Origin of the sequence: Streptomyces sp. NPDC000410, assembly GCF_040300305.1 — a bacterium.
In the GTDB taxonomy this organism is placed as follows: domain Bacteria; phylum Actinomycetota; class Actinomycetes; order Streptomycetales; family Streptomycetaceae; genus Streptomyces.
The window spans coordinates 16852-31374 of sequence record NZ_JBEPDM010000016.1; the positions used below are offsets into that span (position 1 = coordinate 16852).

General features: G+C 71.9%; 14 protein-coding genes. 11 read left to right on the plus strand and 3 right to left on the minus strand.

The window, feature by feature from the left end:
• Positions 1-105 precede the first annotated feature (105 nt).
• From ABT342_RS18310 to ABT342_RS18345, 8 genes are all read left to right on the plus strand, one after another.
• Positions 106-891, plus strand: a complete 786-nt coding sequence (locus ABT342_RS18310; protein ID WP_351574319.1) for an MHYT domain-containing protein — start codon at positions 106-108, stop codon at positions 889-891.
• A gap of 47 nt (positions 892-938) precedes the next feature.
• Positions 939-3536, plus strand: coding sequence for a sensor histidine kinase (locus ABT342_RS18315; protein ID WP_351574322.1), 2598 nt, complete (start codon positions 939-941; stop codon positions 3534-3536).
• Positions 3533-3967 carry a roadblock/LC7 domain-containing protein gene (locus tag ABT342_RS18320; RefSeq protein ID WP_351574325.1) on the plus strand — a complete coding sequence of 145 codons (435 nt, stop codon included), beginning with the start codon at positions 3533-3535 and terminating at the stop codon, positions 3965-3967. The genes ABT342_RS18315 and ABT342_RS18320 overlap by 4 nt, the downstream gene beginning before the upstream one ends.
• A gap of 22 nt (positions 3968-3989) precedes the next feature.
• Complete coding sequence (locus ABT342_RS18325; protein ID WP_351574328.1) at positions 3990-4403, plus strand: DUF742 domain-containing protein; 414 nt, start codon at positions 3990-3992, stop codon at positions 4401-4403.
• A gap of 76 nt (positions 4404-4479) precedes the next feature.
• Positions 4480-5424, plus strand: coding sequence for a nucleoside hydrolase (locus ABT342_RS18330; protein ID WP_351574331.1), 945 nt, complete (start codon positions 4480-4482; stop codon positions 5422-5424).
• Between the two features lie 175 nt (positions 5425-5599).
• Positions 5600-6205: a GTP-binding protein gene (locus ABT342_RS18335; protein WP_351574334.1), complete on the plus strand. Its 606-nt coding sequence runs from the start codon at positions 5600-5602 to the stop codon at positions 6203-6205.
• Positions 6206-6340: 135 nt separating this feature from the next.
• Entirely contained in the window at positions 6341-6754 is a 414-nt protein-coding gene (locus tag ABT342_RS18340; protein WP_351574337.1) for a roadblock/LC7 domain-containing protein, read from the plus strand.
• Positions 6755-6865: 111 nt separating this feature from the next.
• On the plus strand, positions 6866-7921 hold the full coding sequence (locus tag ABT342_RS18345; protein WP_351574340.1) for a DUF6397 family protein: 1056 nt from the start codon (positions 6866-6868) through the stop codon (positions 7919-7921).
• 7 nt (positions 7922-7928) lie between these two features.
• On the opposite strand, the gene ABT342_RS18350 is transcribed toward ABT342_RS18345, so the two are convergent.
• From ABT342_RS18350 to ABT342_RS18360, 3 genes are all read right to left on the minus strand, one after another.
• Positions 7929-8999, minus strand: a complete 1071-nt coding sequence (locus ABT342_RS18350) for a phosphatidylinositol-specific phospholipase C domain-containing protein (protein WP_351574343.1) — start codon at positions 8997-8999, stop codon at positions 7929-7931.
• Positions 9000-9073: 74 nt separating this feature from the next.
• Complete coding sequence (locus ABT342_RS18355; protein ID WP_351574346.1) at positions 9074-10594, minus strand: PH domain-containing protein; 1521 nt, start codon at positions 10592-10594, stop codon at positions 9074-9076.
• Entirely contained in the window at positions 10591-11109 is a 519-nt protein-coding gene (locus tag ABT342_RS18360; protein WP_351574349.1) for a PH domain-containing protein, read from the minus strand. The genes ABT342_RS18355 and ABT342_RS18360 overlap by 4 nt, the downstream gene beginning before the upstream one ends.
• Before the next feature lie 86 nt (positions 11110-11195).
• Between ABT342_RS18360 and ABT342_RS18365 the strand changes: the two genes are divergently transcribed.
• From ABT342_RS18365 to ABT342_RS18375, 3 genes are all read left to right on the plus strand, one after another.
• Positions 11196-11831, plus strand: a complete 636-nt coding sequence (locus ABT342_RS18365) for a TetR/AcrR family transcriptional regulator (RefSeq protein WP_351574352.1) — start codon at positions 11196-11198, stop codon at positions 11829-11831.
• Between the two features lie 97 nt (positions 11832-11928).
• A complete protein-coding gene (locus ABT342_RS18370) occupies positions 11929-13464 on the plus strand; it encodes an ATP-dependent DNA ligase (protein ID WP_351574355.1) in 1536 nt (511 codons plus the stop codon).
• A 219-nt stretch (positions 13465-13683) separates the two neighbouring features.
• A complete protein-coding gene (locus ABT342_RS18375) occupies positions 13684-14481 on the plus strand; it encodes an aquaporin (RefSeq protein ID WP_351574358.1) in 798 nt (265 codons plus the stop codon).
• Positions 14482-14523 lie beyond the last annotated feature (42 nt).

Here is a 14523-nt window from a genome sequence, read left to right on the forward strand (position 1 = left end):
TTCGAGCTCGGCGCGATCGTTCAGAAACATCTCTCTGTCATATTCCATCAGCTTTCGAACTGCGCCCTCAGCGCGCGCCCCCCACGGGACTAGCGTCCCTGAGCCATGGGACACCTGGACCACGCAGCCTTCGGCTGGCTGACCCCCGTGCTGTCGTACGCGATGGCCTGCATCGGCGCGGCCCTCGGCCTGCGCTGTACCGTACGCGCGCTCGAAGCGACCGGCCGCTCGCGCCGCAACTGGCTGATCACGGCCGCGTCCGCGATCGGCACCGGCATCTGGACCATGCACTTCGTCGCCATGCTCGGCTTCGCCGTCACCGGCACCGACATCCGCTACGACGTGCCGATGACCATCCTCAGCCTGCTCGTCGCGATGCTCGTCGTCGGCGGCGGGGTCTTCGCCGTCGGCTACGGCCGTGACCGCGCCCGAGCCCTGCTGCTGGGCGGACTCACGACGGGACTCGGTGTCGCCAGCATGCACTACCTCGGCATGACCGCTCTGAGGCTGCACGGCACGGTGCACTACGACCCGCTGCTCGTCGCGCTCTCCGTCGCCATCGCCGTCGTCGCCGCGACCGCGGCCCTCTGGGCGGCGCTCAACATCAAGTCACCGGTGGCGGTCGCCGTCGCCTCCCTCGTCATGGGCGCGGCGGTCAGCAGCATGCACTACACCGGCATGCTCGCGGTCAGCGTGCGTGTCGCCCCCTCCGGCGGGGGGCTTCCCGGGGCCACGGCGATGCAGTTCATCTTCCCCCTCGCCGTCGGCCTCGGGTCGTATCTCTTCCTCACCTCGGCCTTCGTCGCCCTCTCCCCGACGGCCGGTGAACGCGCCGCGTACGCATCGGCGGAACGGACCGCCGGACCCGAACCAGCCGGCCTGCCCCACTGATCCGTCCCCGCCGCACTCCCAGCGCCCGTACCCGGAACGAGGAGGACATGCGCATACCCCGCAGCACGCCCGGCGACGCAGAAACGTCCCGCCCCCACACGCCGCCGCACGCCCCCGGCGCGGCCGGCGCGTACGCAGGGCCGGCGGGGCCCGGGACCCGCGGCCGCCGCGCCCACGCCGGACCGCCCGCGGACGAGCACCCCGAGCCGACGACGGACAGCACGCGCCCGGCGCGCTCCGAGGGCCCCCGCCGCCGGCTTCGGCTGCGCCCCGGCACCGTACGCGCCAAGATCGTCTCGCTGTTGATGGTGCCCGTCGTCTCCCTCCTCGCGCTCTGGGGCTTCGCCACCGTCACCACCGCACAGGACGTCGCCCGCCTCAGCCGGCTCCAGAACGTCGAGGAACGCGTACGCGAACCCGTCGCCGCCACCGTCACCGCCCTGCAGGCCGAACGCCGCGCCGCGCTCCGCCGTATCGCCGCTCCCGACGAAGCCCCGGCCACCGAACTCCAGCAGCAGTCCACCCGCACCGACGCCGCCCTGGCGAAACTCTCCCTCGACGACGCGCACACCGTCGCCGACGCCGGCGACTTCCCCCCGGCCGTCTCCGGCCGCCTCCGCCAACTCGTCACGGGAGCCGGTGCGCTGCCCGCCCTGCGCACCGCCGTCCTCGACGGCAAGGCCGACTGGGACCGTACGTACGAGCAGTACACCGCCGTCATCACCACGGCCTTCGGCGTCACCGGCGCACTCACCGGCATCCAGGACACCGCGCCGGGGTCCGACGCCCGAGTCCTCCTCGAATTCGGCCGGGCCGCCGAGATGCTCGCCCGTGAAGACGCCCTCCTCTCCTCCGCGCAGAGTGCCGGGACCTTCAGCCAGCAGCGGCTGCGGCTGTTCACCGGGGCCGCCCTGACCCGCCGCGCCCTCACCGAATCCGCGGTCGCCGACCTCCGCGCCGCCGACCGTGCCGCCTGGCGCGAACTCGCCGGACAGGGTGCCTACAAGGCACTGCAGTCTGCCGAGGACAGGACGCTCGCCGCCCCGGCGGGCCGCCGAGCGGCCATGTCAGTACCGTCCGCCACCTGGGACACGGCCCACGGCACCGTGCGCGCCGCGATGCACGACCTCGAAACCGGCGCCCGGCAGGCCGCCGCCGATCGCGCCGACCCTTTCGGCCACGGACTGCTCACCGGCGCGGGCGCCGCTGTTCTCCTCGGCCTCGCCGCCGTCGTCGCCTCCCTCGTCATCTCCGTACGCATCGGACGTGCCCTCGTCGTCGAACTCGTCAGCCTCCGCAACACCGCCCTGGAGCTGGCCCGCCACAAACTCCCCCATGCCATGAGCAGGCTGCGCTCCGGGGAGGAACTCGACGTTCACGCCGAAGCCCCGCCGGGACCACCCGTGCGGGACGAGATCGGACAGGTGGGCGAAGCGCTGTCCACCGTCCACCGTGCCGCCCTCAGTGCCGCGGTCGAACGCGCGGAACTCAGCCGTGGCATCTCCGGCGTCTTCGTCAACCTCGCCCGCCGCAGCCAGGTCCTCGTACACCGCCAGCTCAACCTGCTCGACAGCATGGAACGTCGCGTAGACGACCCGAACGAACTCGGCGACCTGTTCCGGCTCGACCATCTGACCACCCGCATGCGCCGCCACGCGGAAAGCCTGATCATCCTCTCCGGGGCCGCCCCCGGGCGTGCCTGGCGCATGCCCGTGCCGCTCACCAACGTCGTACGCGCCGCCGTGTCCGAGATCGAGGACTACGCCCGTGTCGAGGTACGGCAACTGCCCGAGAGCGCCGTCGTCGGCGCCGCCGTCGCCGACCTCACCCACCTCCTCGCCGAACTCGTGGAGAACGCCGCCCAGTTCTCCCCGCCCCACACCAAGGTCCGGGTCAGCGGCGAACCCGTCGGCAACGGCTACGCCCTGGAGATCGAGGACCGCGGGCTCGGCATGGGCACGGAGGCACTGGCCGAGGCCAACCGCCGCATCGAACAGTCCGAGGCCCTCGACCTCTTCGACAGCGACCGGCTCGGACTCTTCGTGGTGAGCCGGCTCTCCGCCCGGCACGACATCAAGGTCCGGCTGCGCACCTCCCCGTACGGGGGAACGACCGCGGTCGTCCTCATCCCGACGCCGCTGCTGCAGAGCGCGCTCCCGCCCGCGACGGGCCGGCCCGCACAGGACAAGCCGACGTCGTCAAGCTCTCCCGGAATCCGCGAAGGCGGCGCCGCGCGCCCCGCACTCCGGCCCCGGCCCGAGCCCGCCGCCGCGCCACCGCCACCTCCGTCACCACCTGCGGGCGTCACCGCTCTGAGGCCGCGCGGCCGCACTCATCCCGACCCGGCGCAGGAGGAGCCGGACGAGCAGGCCGGACTCCCGCGGCGCGTCAGGCAGGCCAGCCTCGTCCCCCAACTGCGCGAGGCCCCGCAGCCCGAACCGCCCCACTCGTACGCCCCCACCGAGGACGACCTGCCGGAGCGCACCCCGGAGCAGGCCCGGGACCGTATGACCGCCTACCGCGCCGGCTGGACCCGCGGCAGCGCCGACGCCGGTACCCACGGCGTTCACGGCATCCATGCCATCCGTGACATTCACGGCACCACCCACAGCAGCCCCCACCGCACCGAAGGAGACGACGCGTGATCAACGACGAGAGGATCGCCCCGCACCGCTCCGGGGACCTCGACTGGCTGCTCGACGACCTCGTGGTGCGCGTGGGCGAGGTGCGGCACGCCGTCGTCCTGTCCAACGACGGCCTCGCCGTCGGCGCCTCGGGCGGACTGACCCGCGAGGACGCCGAACATCTTGCCGCCGTCGCCTCCGGATTCCACAGCCTCGCCAAGGGCGCCGGACGCCACTTCCAGGCCGGCGGCGTCCGTCAGACGATGGTCGAGATGGACGACGGGTTCCTCTTCGTCGCCGCCGCGGGCGACGGCTCCTGCCTCGCGGTCCTCAGCTCCGCGAGGGCCGATATCGGCCTGATCGCGTACGAGATGGCCCGCCTCGTCAAACGTGTCGGCGAGCACCTGCGCACCCCGCCGCGCATGGCCGCGACCCCGCCCGCCGCAGGCTGACCCGGAGGGAGGCTCCACCGTCATGAACACTGTCGGCGACGGCGGCCCGGAACCCCGGGCCGGCCACTGGTACGACGCCGAGGCGGGACCCCTCGTCCGCCCGTACGCGATGACGGGTGGCCGCACCAAACCGGGCCCCAGCAACGTCCGCTTCGACCTCATCGCGCTCGTCGCCGTCGACACCGACGCCGTGGGCCGCGCCGAGGACTCCCTCCTCGGCCCCGAGCACCGCGCCCTGCTCGCGCTCTGCCGCGCCGAGACCCAGTCCGTCGCCGAACTCGCCGCCGACGCGGACCTGCCGGTCGGGGTCGTACGCGTCCTCCTCGGCGACCTCCTCGAAGCCGGCTACGTCACGGTCAGCAGGCCCGTGCCGGCCGCTCAACTGCCCGACGCGAAGATCCTCCGGGAGGTGATCGAAGGCCTGCGCGCCCTCTGACCCGCTGGACACCCCCCCCGGAGGAGCACACTGGTGGGGCACGCACCCGTCCCGGACACCGACGCCGAGGAGCACCGTGCCTGTCCCGATCATCATCGACTGCGACCCGGGGCACGACGACGCCGTCGCCATCCTGCTCGCCGCCGGGGATCCCGCGATCGACCTGCTCGCGATCACGACGGTCGCCGGAAACCAGGTCCTTGAGAAGACCACCCTGAACGCCCGCCGGATCTGCACCGTCGCGGGAATCACCGATGTGCCCATCGCGGCCGGCTGCGCGCGGCCGCTCGTCCAGCCGCTGATCGTGGCCGACGACGTCCACGGCGCATCGGGCATGGATGGCCCGCGCTTCGGCGAACCGACCGTCGAGATCGTCCCCGAACACGCCGTCGACCTCATGCACCGGCTCCTGACCGGGCATCCGGAGCCCGTCACTCTCGTCCCGACCGCACCGCTGACCAACATCGCCCTGCTGCTGACCCGCCACCCGGACGTGGCCGAGCACATCCGCGAGATCGTGCTCATGGGCGGCTCCACGGAGCGCGGGAACAGAACCCCCGCCGCCGAGTTCAACATCTACGCCGACCCCGAAGCCGCCGACATCGTCTTCCGCAGCGGCCTGCCGCTCACCATGTGCGGACTCAACGTCACCCACCAGGCACTCGCCACACCCGATGTCCTGGCCCGTCTCGACGGCCTCGACACCGAACTCGGCCGAATCTGCGCCGAGCTCATGACCTTCTTCGCCTCCACGTACCGGCGGCTGTGGGGTTTCGAGGCCCCTCCGCTGCACGACCCCGTCGCCGTCGCCCGCGTCATCGACCCGGAGATCGTCCACTGCGCCGACGCGAGCGTCGCGGTCGAACTGCACGGCACGCACACGCGCGGAGCGACCGTCGTCGACCTGCACCAGTACCTTGACCGGCCCGTGAACGCGCGGGTCGCCGTGGCCCTGGACCGCAAGAAGTTCTGGGACCGGGTGATCGGCGCCGTGGACACGCTCGGGCGGAGTCGGGGCTGAATCCGGTTGCCCCAAGAGAATTGCGCATTCATTCGAACAGCTTGTGCGTCCGGAACAGTCACAACGCATAAAAACCGGTCTCGATGCCCGGCGTGGGGCCCTGCTTGCCATACTGCTCAAGCCACACAGAACAGTTGTACTGACCTGCGGCGCACATTCATGAGAGAAGTGATCGATGGCACCCGAGTTCTCTGGCGGCGCCGGCGGAGAAACCGCCGCTCTCGCGCTGAAAATACTGGTCGCCGGCGGCTTCGGAGTCGGTAAGACGACCCTGGTCGGTGCGGTCAGCGAAATCCGCCCGCTGCGCACCGAGGAACAGCTCAGCGAGGCCGGGCGGACGGTCGACGACACCGGGGGAGTGGACCGGAAGACCACGACCACCGTCGCCATGGACTTCGGTCGCATCACCATCCGTTCCGGACTGTCCCTCTATCTTTTCGGCACTCCCGGCCAGGACCGGTTCTGGTTCCTGTGGGACGAACTCTCCCAGGGCGCACTCGGAGCCGTCGTCCTCGCGGACACGAGGCGCCTCGAGGACAGCTTTCCCGCCGTCGACTACTTCGAGCACCGAGGCATCCCCTTCGCCGTCGCCGTCAACTGCTTCCCCGGCGCGCGTACCTACGGTGCGCACGACGTCTCCCGCGCGCTCGACCTCGACCGCGGCACGCCTGTCGTGCTGTGCGACGCACGCGACCGCGACTCGGGGAAGGAAGTGCTGATCCGGCTCGTCGAGTATGCCGGGCGCATACACACCGCCCGTCTGCTCAACTCGGTCGGTTAGCCGCGCCGGTCCGGCCGGTCGGCCCCCTGTTCCATATGCCGCGGAAAGACGCCTTGCCCGGACGGGGACAGTGAGGAAGGCTTACGCGCAGCACGGACAAACGGGGAACGCATGACTGAACGGGGAGGACCGAGAATGGCGCTGGACAAAGGACTCGACTGGCTCCTGGACGACCTGACCAAGCGGGTGGAGTACATACAGCACGCACTTGTGCTCTCCAACGACGGCCTGGTCACCGGAGCCAGCACGGGGCTGGCGCGGGAGGACGCGGAACATCTCGCAGCCGTCTCCTCCGGTCTGCACAGTCTCGCCAGGGGCTCGGGCCGGCACTTCAGGGCGGGCAAGGCCCGCCAGACGATGGTCGAATTCGACGACGCGATGCTCTTCGTCACCGCCGCGGGCGAGGGCAGCTGCCTCTGCGTCCTGAGTGCCGCGGAAGCCGATGTCGGTCAGGTGGCCTACGAGATGACGCTGCTCGTGAACCGGGTGGGCGAGCATCTCGCGGTCGCCGCGCGGCAGCCGGGCCGCATGGCTCCGAGCGACTTCTGACCTGTGTCGGCGTGCCGGGCCTGAGTTATCCACAGGCCCGGCGTCGCGTCATCCCGCCGGGCTACTCTCTCGTCACTGAGAGTGTTCATCAGGCACGGGGGAGATCGAGAGATGACCGACACCAACACCGCCATCAGCACCAACACCGCCAGTAACACCAATGCCACCGATGGCACCAACGGCGCCGACATCAACACCGGTGGCGCATCCGGCGAGGCGCAGCCCCGCACGGTGGCCTTCGGACGGGCCGCGCCGGCGCTGGAGCTGAAGCGAGGCGAGTTCGACCTCGCCGTGCACCTCGGATACATCCGCACGACACGGGGCAACGGCACCGCCGCATCCCGGGTGCCCCAGGACGAGATCGACCGGCTGCGCTGCGCGGACGGATTCCCGCACGCGCTGCGCGAGCGCGTCCGGACCGTCGGTACCGCCGAAGCGGCCCAGCTCATCTCCACCAGTCCCGCCCGCTTCACGCGGCTGGCCCGCACGGGCCACGCCACGCCCATCAGGTTCTATCTGAACCGATACCGCGCGGTGGTCTGGCTCTATCTGGCCACGGAACTCGTGGACTTCGCCGCGGCCAACCCGGATCTGCTGGACGGGAAGCTGCCGGCTCCGCTGCGCGCCAGGCTCGACGCCGGTGAGGACTGGCGCGCGCGGAACTGGCGCGGGCGGCGACTCGGACTCCTCCTGCGCCAGGCCGACGGCCCCTGGGCCCGCACGGCGGCGATGGCGTCCCTCCTGGACCCGGTTCACCTGGCGGAGGTGGTGGACGATCCCTACGAGCGGGCGTATCTGGAGCGGCTGCGTCCCGAACCGCCCTACGGACGCACGCAGTCGTCGGCGGTCCGTGAGGCGGCGGACCGGCTGCTTCTGGCGGACGACCCGGACGAGATCCGCTGGCACCGGATCAGCCTCGCGCTCTCCCTGGAGGAGGCCCGCGCCCAGGGATCGGCCCCTCGCCCGGGCGGGGAGCAGCGGACGAGACTGCCGCTTCCCGGCCCTCCGGGCGACGGCCCATCCGGTGGTCCGGGCGCATTGCCGGGACTCGCCCTTCCCGCACCGGGCGGAGCCGCCCGGCACCGGGCGCCGGCCCGGCGGCTGGCCGAGGGGCTGCTCGCACGGCTGCGCCTGCGCCCGGTGTCGTCGACCGCCCCCGCCGGCTGACATGCCGTCACTGCTGAGCGGAGGCCGTCCCCCGTGGCAGCACGGTGCCCAGCACCCCGGGCAGCGGGTACCAGTCGGCGGAGACCACGCTGGCATGCCGCCCCGCGAGTAGTCCCACGCGATCGCGGGCCTGCGCCTCGGTGGGGTTCGTGCCGTCGATGGCCGGCGCCACGTTGTGGGCGTCGGTCATGACGACGAGATAGTGGTTCCGGTCGTACCAGCCCGTGTCGATCGAGCCGCCCGCGTAGGCGGCGGCATCGCCGTCGAAGAGAACGAACCAGGGACGGAGGGTCGCGTCGGAGTACCGGCTGCGTGGATCGCCGCTCTGGGCTCCGTGCACCGCGGGGAAAGCGGCGGCCTCCCGCAGCCGGCCCGCCGCGGCGAGGTCGCGCAGGTGCGTCGCGTACTCACGGTCGGTCCACAGCGAGTCGGCGGGGTTGCTCTCCTCGACCGTGCCCGGAATGAGTTCCACGACGAACTTCCCGGCCATGGCGGAGCGGGCGGGCCACCCCTGGGCGCGCACGGCGGAGTCGAGATCGGGCCGGCCGTCCGCCAGGTCGGCCGGGCGGTACAGGGCGTTTCCGAGCCGGGCCGTCAGCAGAGCGTCGAGGGCGGCGGGGCCGCGGCCGCCCCGGCCCTGGAATCCGTCCTTCAGCTCGATCTTGAGCACGACGGGCCGGTGTCCGGGGTTGGCGTCGTGCCAGGCGCGGATGTCGGCGAGACAGCCGCCGAGATCCTGGTTGCGGGCCTTGGAGCGCAGCTCGGCCGCGTTCGCCGCGTTCACGCAGTTGTTGTCGTTGCCTATCGGATTGTTGTGGGAGACCCGCCAGGATCTGCCGAACACATTGGTCCACACGTCCAGTTCCAGCATTCCCGCGCCCGAGTCGAGAGCGTCCGCGAAGTACGGGTACTTCGCCTTCTCGTACGCGTTGTGGACGCCGACCCAGGTGGTGGACGAATAGGCCGGCCCGGCGGCAGCGCCGGCGGGTTCGGCCGCGGGCGCCTCCACGGGTGCGAGTGCGATACCCAGCATTGCGGCTGCCAGGGCGGGCACGGCCGTGCGCGAGAGCTTCCCCATGGTCCCCTGCCTGCTGTCGGGAGTGGCTCAAATTACCGGCAGGTTAGGGGAGTTGAATGAATGACGGGAGAGGTTCAGGCGTCGTGAAGGAATTCCTCGATGATCCCGGGTGCCGCCGTGGCGGCGAACGAGGCAGCGGTCTCTTCCGCAAGATCCGGGATGCGGTAGCCGTGCTCACCCGCCGCGACCGCCGCCGTGACGGTCACCAGACCGGCCCGGCGGGCGAACGGGGAGGACGTGAACGTCCAGGCGGCGATCGCGTCCCGCTCCAGGGCGAGGGTGTCCCTGCTGAACGTGCCGGAGCGGACCAGCAGATGGCGTCCGCTCAGCGCATGCCCGAGAGCTCCGTACGCGTCGCGGGCCAGCAACCCCACCACGGGCACGGCGACCAGGGCGAACACCCACGCGCTGTGCAGCAGCACAGGCGTGAGCAGCGCGCCGAGAATGCCCAGGGCGGCCGTGACCGGCAGGACGAACAGCAGCAGCCCGCGCATGGTCCGGCGGCGCAGGGCCACCCGGGGGTGCGGCGTGAAGTCGGCCCCTTCGAAAGGCGGTCGCGGCAACTGGAGGGCGCCCGCGGCGACCCGCACCGCTCGGGCGCGGGGGGCGGGCGGCAGCAGGGCACCGCGCCGCTGGGTCTCCTCGACGTCGCCGAGCCCGCCTGCGACGGCGTGCACGGTCGCACCACCGGCGGCCCGCAGCAGGAGCGGCTCCCGGAGTACCACGCCGCGCAGCCGGGCGCGTTCGATGGTGACCGCCCGGGTGGTGAGCAGTCCGCGTCGTACGGCAAGGGTGCGGTCGTCGATCCACTCGGCGCGCAGATTCCACCAGTTCTCGGTGTAGAGCACGAGTGCGCCGAGCGAACCGACGGCGACGACGGCCAGCGTCGCGGCCGGGACCGTCAGCCAGAGCATGCTGTTGCCGAACTCGGTGAACGCCCGCTGGACGAAGCCCACCCGCCACGGTTCGATTCCGATGCCGTCCAGCACGCGGTACACCGTGCCCGCCGCGACCCCCACGCCGCCGATGACCCAGAAGGTCAGCGGGGCATATCGCAGCCAGCGCCAGTCGATGCGCGCCAGGACCGGATCGCCGGCGAGCGAGTGGCGGTCGGCCTTCGCGACGAGCGCGGAGCGCAGCCGCTGCCCTTCGCTCCGGGACACGGCGTTGAGGGCGATCTCGCCCTGCCCGCCGCCCGAGGCGCTGGTGCCCGCACGGACGACGGTGAGGCCGAGGAGCCGGTGCGCCGGCGTGGCGGTCAGATCGACGCTGCGGATGCGCTCCAGCGGCACGGTCCGCAGCCGCTGGTGGAACACGCCGCTGCGCAGCACGAGCGAGTCGTCGGTGAGCCGGTAGCGGGTGCGGCTCCACCGGGCGGCACCGAAGGCGGCGACGACGATGAACGCCGCGGTGATCGCCCCCAGTGTGATCCAGGCGCCCTGACCCATCCGCCCGCCGGTGGCGAGCGCGGTGAGCGCGGCCGAGCCGAGTGGCGCCGCAAGCCAGCCGCACTGCACGAGCAGTGTGCGAGCGTCGGGACGCCTCCAGTGCGCGGACCGGGCCGCCGGGGAGGCGGCGGGGAGTACGGCGGTCATACGGCCTCCCCCCGGACCGCCTGCGCGGCCTCACTGATACGGCGGGACAGCTCCTCCGCGTCGGCGTCCGACAGGCCGGAGATCAGGATGTCCCCCGCCGTGGACGCGGTGGTGACGGTGAGTGTCGCGAGCCCGTACCGCCGCTGGACCGGACCGCGCACGGTGTCGACGGTCTGCACCCGGGACAGCGGTGCGATACGCCGCTTCTGCCACAGCCAGCCGCCGGCCGCGTAGACGGAGTACGTGCCCAGCTCCCAGCCGTGCACGGCACAGCGGCGGCGAGGCATGACGCTCACGTACAGCAGCGCGGGCACGACGAGCGTCACCAGCAGAAGCGGGCCGAGCCACGGCAGCGCCCCGGCGAAGAACAGCGCGGACAGGATCGCCAGCGTGGCTGCGACCAGCAGCATCGGCCCGCTGACGGAGAGCAGCGCCTGCACGGTCCACCAGCGCCGGGCGAGCGGATCCACCCCGAAGCGGGGTGGCCGCAGGAGTGGAGGAGTTCGCGTGGACATGAGGGATCCCCGTTTTCAAGTCAACTGTATTGGATGGCGATACGTTACAACGGTACAAGTGACTTGTAAAAGAGAGTGAGGCTGCCGTGCCCAAGAAGGTGGATCATGAAGAGAGACGCCGGGAGATCTCCCAGGCGCTCTGGCGCATCGCGAGCACACGGGGGCTCGACGGGGTCAGCCTGCGTGATGTCGCCGCGGAGGCGGGCGTTTCCCTCGGCAGGCTGCAGTACTACTTCCGGAGCAGGGACGAGATGCTCGTCTTCGCTCTCCGGCAGATCAACCAGCTCGCCGACCAGCGCATCCGCGAGCGGATCGAGAAGGCGGCGGCCGAGCTGACCGAACAGCCCCCGCCCCGATTCGTGCTGCGTGAATGCCTCGCCGGGATGCTGCCGCTGGACGAGCACAGCCGCATCGGCCAGCTCGTCGCCGCAGCCTACTTCGCCCGGGCCGTGCACGACGAGCGGCTGCGCGGCGAGGCCCGGGAGGGCATCCCGAAACTCCGCGACTTCTTCGCCGGACTGCTGCGCCAGGCCGCCGAACGCGGCGAGCTTCCGACGGGCCGGGACTTCGACGAGGAGGCGATGATTCTCATCAGCCTGGTCGACGGGCTCACGGCGTACACCCTGCTGCACGTGCACACCCCTGAAGAGGCCCTCCGGCTGCTCGACCGCCACCTCGACCGGCTGTTCGAGCCCGGCGCCGCCAGGCAGACGGGACTTTGAAGACACGACCGAGGGGAGTCCTGCGCGTCTCGCGAACCCCTGCCCGTCCCGAGCCCCGGGGCGTGCGCGCCGCGCCGCCGCCGGGCACGATGGCGGCATGCTGCTGGCCCGCCTCGCGGACGTGTCACGGCAGGTTGCCGCCGATCCGTCCCGCACACGAAAGATCGAGGCTCTGGCCTCGCTGTTCGCCGACGCCCGCCCCGAGGAAGCCGCCCTCGTCATCTCGTATCTCGCCGGACGGCTCCCACAGGGCCGATTGGGCGTGGGGTGGAGCGTTCTGAAGGACCGCGTCCGCCCTGCCGACCGGCCCACACTGACCGTCGCGGAAACCGACACGGCACTGACCGGACTCGCTCAGGTGGCCGGAGCCGGGGCGCTGGCAGAACGCAAGCGCCGTGTTCATGACCTGATGGCCGCAGCGACCGGGACCGAACAGGAATTCCTGTTCCGGCTGCTGACGGGGGAGGTGCGTCAGGGAGCCCTGGACGCCATCGCCCTGGAGGCCGTCGCCGCGGCGGCGGGCGCCGCCCCCGCGGACGTTCGGCGCGCGGTCATGCTCGACGGCTCCCTGCCGCGGGTGGCCGGGGCGCTGCTCGCCGAGGGCCCCGCGGTGCTGGGCGCGTTCCGTTTGCGCGTGGGCCGCCCGGTGCAGCCGATGCTCGCTCACACGGCGGCGTCGGTGGCCGACGCGATCCAGGCGCTGGGAGCCTGCTGTGTCGAGGAGAAGCTCGACGGCATCCGCATCCAGGTCCACCGTGGCGGCGAGGAGGTCCGCATTCACACGCGTTCCCTCGATGACATCACCGCCCGGCTGCCCGATGTCGTCGCGTCCGTACGGGAACTGGCGGGAGACCGGTTCATCCTGGACGGTGAGGTGATCGCCCTCGATCCGTCCGGCAGGCCGCTGCCCTTCCAGGACATCGCCTCGCGCGTGGGCTCGCGGACGGATGTCGCCGCGGCGACGGCCGCGCTGCCCCTGTCGCCGGTCTTCTTCGACATCCTCGCCGTGGACGGCACCGACCTGCTCGACCTGCCGGGGCGGGAGCGGTACGTGTCCCTGGCCCGCCTGGTTCCCGGACCCATGCGGGTGCGCCGCGTCGTGGTCGAGGACCCCGACTCCGTTCCGCAGCGGAGCGCGGCCGAGGACTTCCTCGCCGCCACCCTCGACCGGGGCCACGAAGGCGTCATGGTCAAAGCCCTCGACGCGCCCTACGTCGCGGGCCGGCGCGGGCGCTCCTGGCTCAAGGTGAAACCCGTACACACCCTCGACCTCGCCGTCCTGGCCGCCGAGTGGGGCCATGGCCGGCGGACCGGGCTGCTCTCCAACCTCCACCTGGGCGCCCGCGCGGCCGACGGCACCTTCGTCATGCTCGGCAAGACCTTCAAGGGCCTCACCGACGCGATGCTGCGTTGGCAGACCGACCGTCTGCGGGAACTGGCGGTGGCCGACGACGGGTTCGTGGTGCGCGTACGCCCTGAACTCGTCGTGGAGATCGCCTACGACGGGCTGCAGCGGTCCTCGCGCTATCCGGCGGGTGTGGCCCTGCGCTTCGCCCGCGTCGTACGCCACCGCCCTGACAAGCCCGCCGCCGAAGCGGACACCATCGAACGGGTCCTGGGCGAGCATCCCTAGGGGGCTTGGGGGAGGGTGCCCCGGCCGGTCGGGGGAGGCCGGCCGGGGCGGCTGTGGGGGCGTGGCCGACGGTCTCGTCCGCGCCACGTCTATGTGAACGATAAACCATATTCGGCGCATCGCTCCCCCCGACCCCTCCCTCGCGCTTCCGCACGCCCCCTGGAGGTCGACCCGGAGGGTCGCGAGCATTCCGAATGACGGAATATAGTTTCCAAAAACATGAGTGTTAAGGGTTTGGGGGGAGCTGCTGTGGGTATACGAAGCGCGCTTTCGCGCCGGGCTGTGGCGGAACTGATCGGAACGGCCGCCCTGGTGCTGGTGATCGTCGGCTCGGGGATCCAGGCGGCCGCGATCAGCCCGGACTCCGGAGTCCGGCTGCTGGGCAATTCACTGGCGTCGGCCATCGGGCTCGGCCTGCTGATCGCGCTGCTCGCGCCGGTCTCCGGCGCCCATCTCAACCCGGTGATCACCCTCTCCGCCTGGTGGTCGCACCGCCGCGGCGGTACCGGGCTCACCGGCCGGGAAGTGGGCCTCTACCTTTCGGCGCAACTCTCCGGCGCGGTCGCCGGAGCGCTGCTCGCCGAGGGCATGTTCGGCCGCGCTCTGGGGACCTGGTCCACCCAGATCCGTTCGGCCGGTCATCTCCTCATCGGTGAGGCGGTGGCGACCGCCGGCCTGGTGCTGCTGGTCCATGGGCTGGAGCGGATCGGCCGTGCCCGCCTGATGCCGGTGGCGGTGGCCGCGTACATCGCCGCGGCGATCTGGTTCACGTCCTCGGGCTCGTTCGCGAACCCGGCGGCGACGGTCGGCCGGGCGTTCTCGGACTCCTTCACGGGCATCGCTCCCGCTTCGCTGCCGGGCTTCATCGCGGCTCAGCTCGTGGGCGGGCTCGTGGGGGCGATGCTGGCGGCGGTGCTGTACGGACGCCCCGCCACCGCCACCGCCGCCGCTACCGCCACCAGCACCGTCACCGCTGCTGCCGCTACCGCAACCGGCACCGCACGCGCGTCGCGCTGAGCGCGCAGCCGCGCCGTGCGCGACGCAGTGGACGCGAGTGCC

Coding starts and splice junctions, on each gene's coding strand:
- ABT342_RS18310 (WP_351574319.1), top strand. CDS start 106: ATGGGACACCTGGACCACGCAGCCTTCGGCTGGCTGACCCCCGTGCTG.
- ABT342_RS18315 (WP_351574322.1), top strand. CDS start 939: ATGCGCATACCCCGCAGCACGCCCGGCGACGCAGAAACGTCCCGCCCC.
- ABT342_RS18325 (WP_351574328.1), top strand. CDS start 3,990: ATGAACACTGTCGGCGACGGCGGCCCGGAACCCCGGGCCGGCCACTGG.
- ABT342_RS18335 (WP_351574334.1), top strand. CDS start 5,600: ATGGCACCCGAGTTCTCTGGCGGCGCCGGCGGAGAAACCGCCGCTCTC.
- ABT342_RS18340 (WP_351574337.1), top strand. CDS start 6,341: ATGGCGCTGGACAAAGGACTCGACTGGCTCCTGGACGACCTGACCAAG.
- ABT342_RS18345 (WP_351574340.1), top strand. CDS start 6,866: ATGACCGACACCAACACCGCCATCAGCACCAACACCGCCAGTAACACC.
- ABT342_RS18350 (WP_351574343.1), bottom strand. CDS start 8,999: ATGGGGAAGCTCTCGCGCACGGCCGTGCCCGCCCTGGCAGCCGCAATG.
- ABT342_RS18355 (WP_351574346.1), bottom strand. CDS start 10,594: ATGACCGCCGTACTCCCCGCCGCCTCCCCGGCGGCCCGGTCCGCGCAC.
- ABT342_RS18360 (WP_351574349.1), bottom strand. CDS start 11,109: ATGTCCACGCGAACTCCTCCACTCCTGCGGCCACCCCGCTTCGGGGTG.
- ABT342_RS18370 (WP_351574355.1), top strand. CDS start 11,929: ATGCTGCTGGCCCGCCTCGCGGACGTGTCACGGCAGGTTGCCGCCGAT.
- ABT342_RS18375 (WP_351574358.1), top strand. CDS start 13,684: ATGAGTGTTAAGGGTTTGGGGGGAGCTGCTGTGGGTATACGAAGCGCG.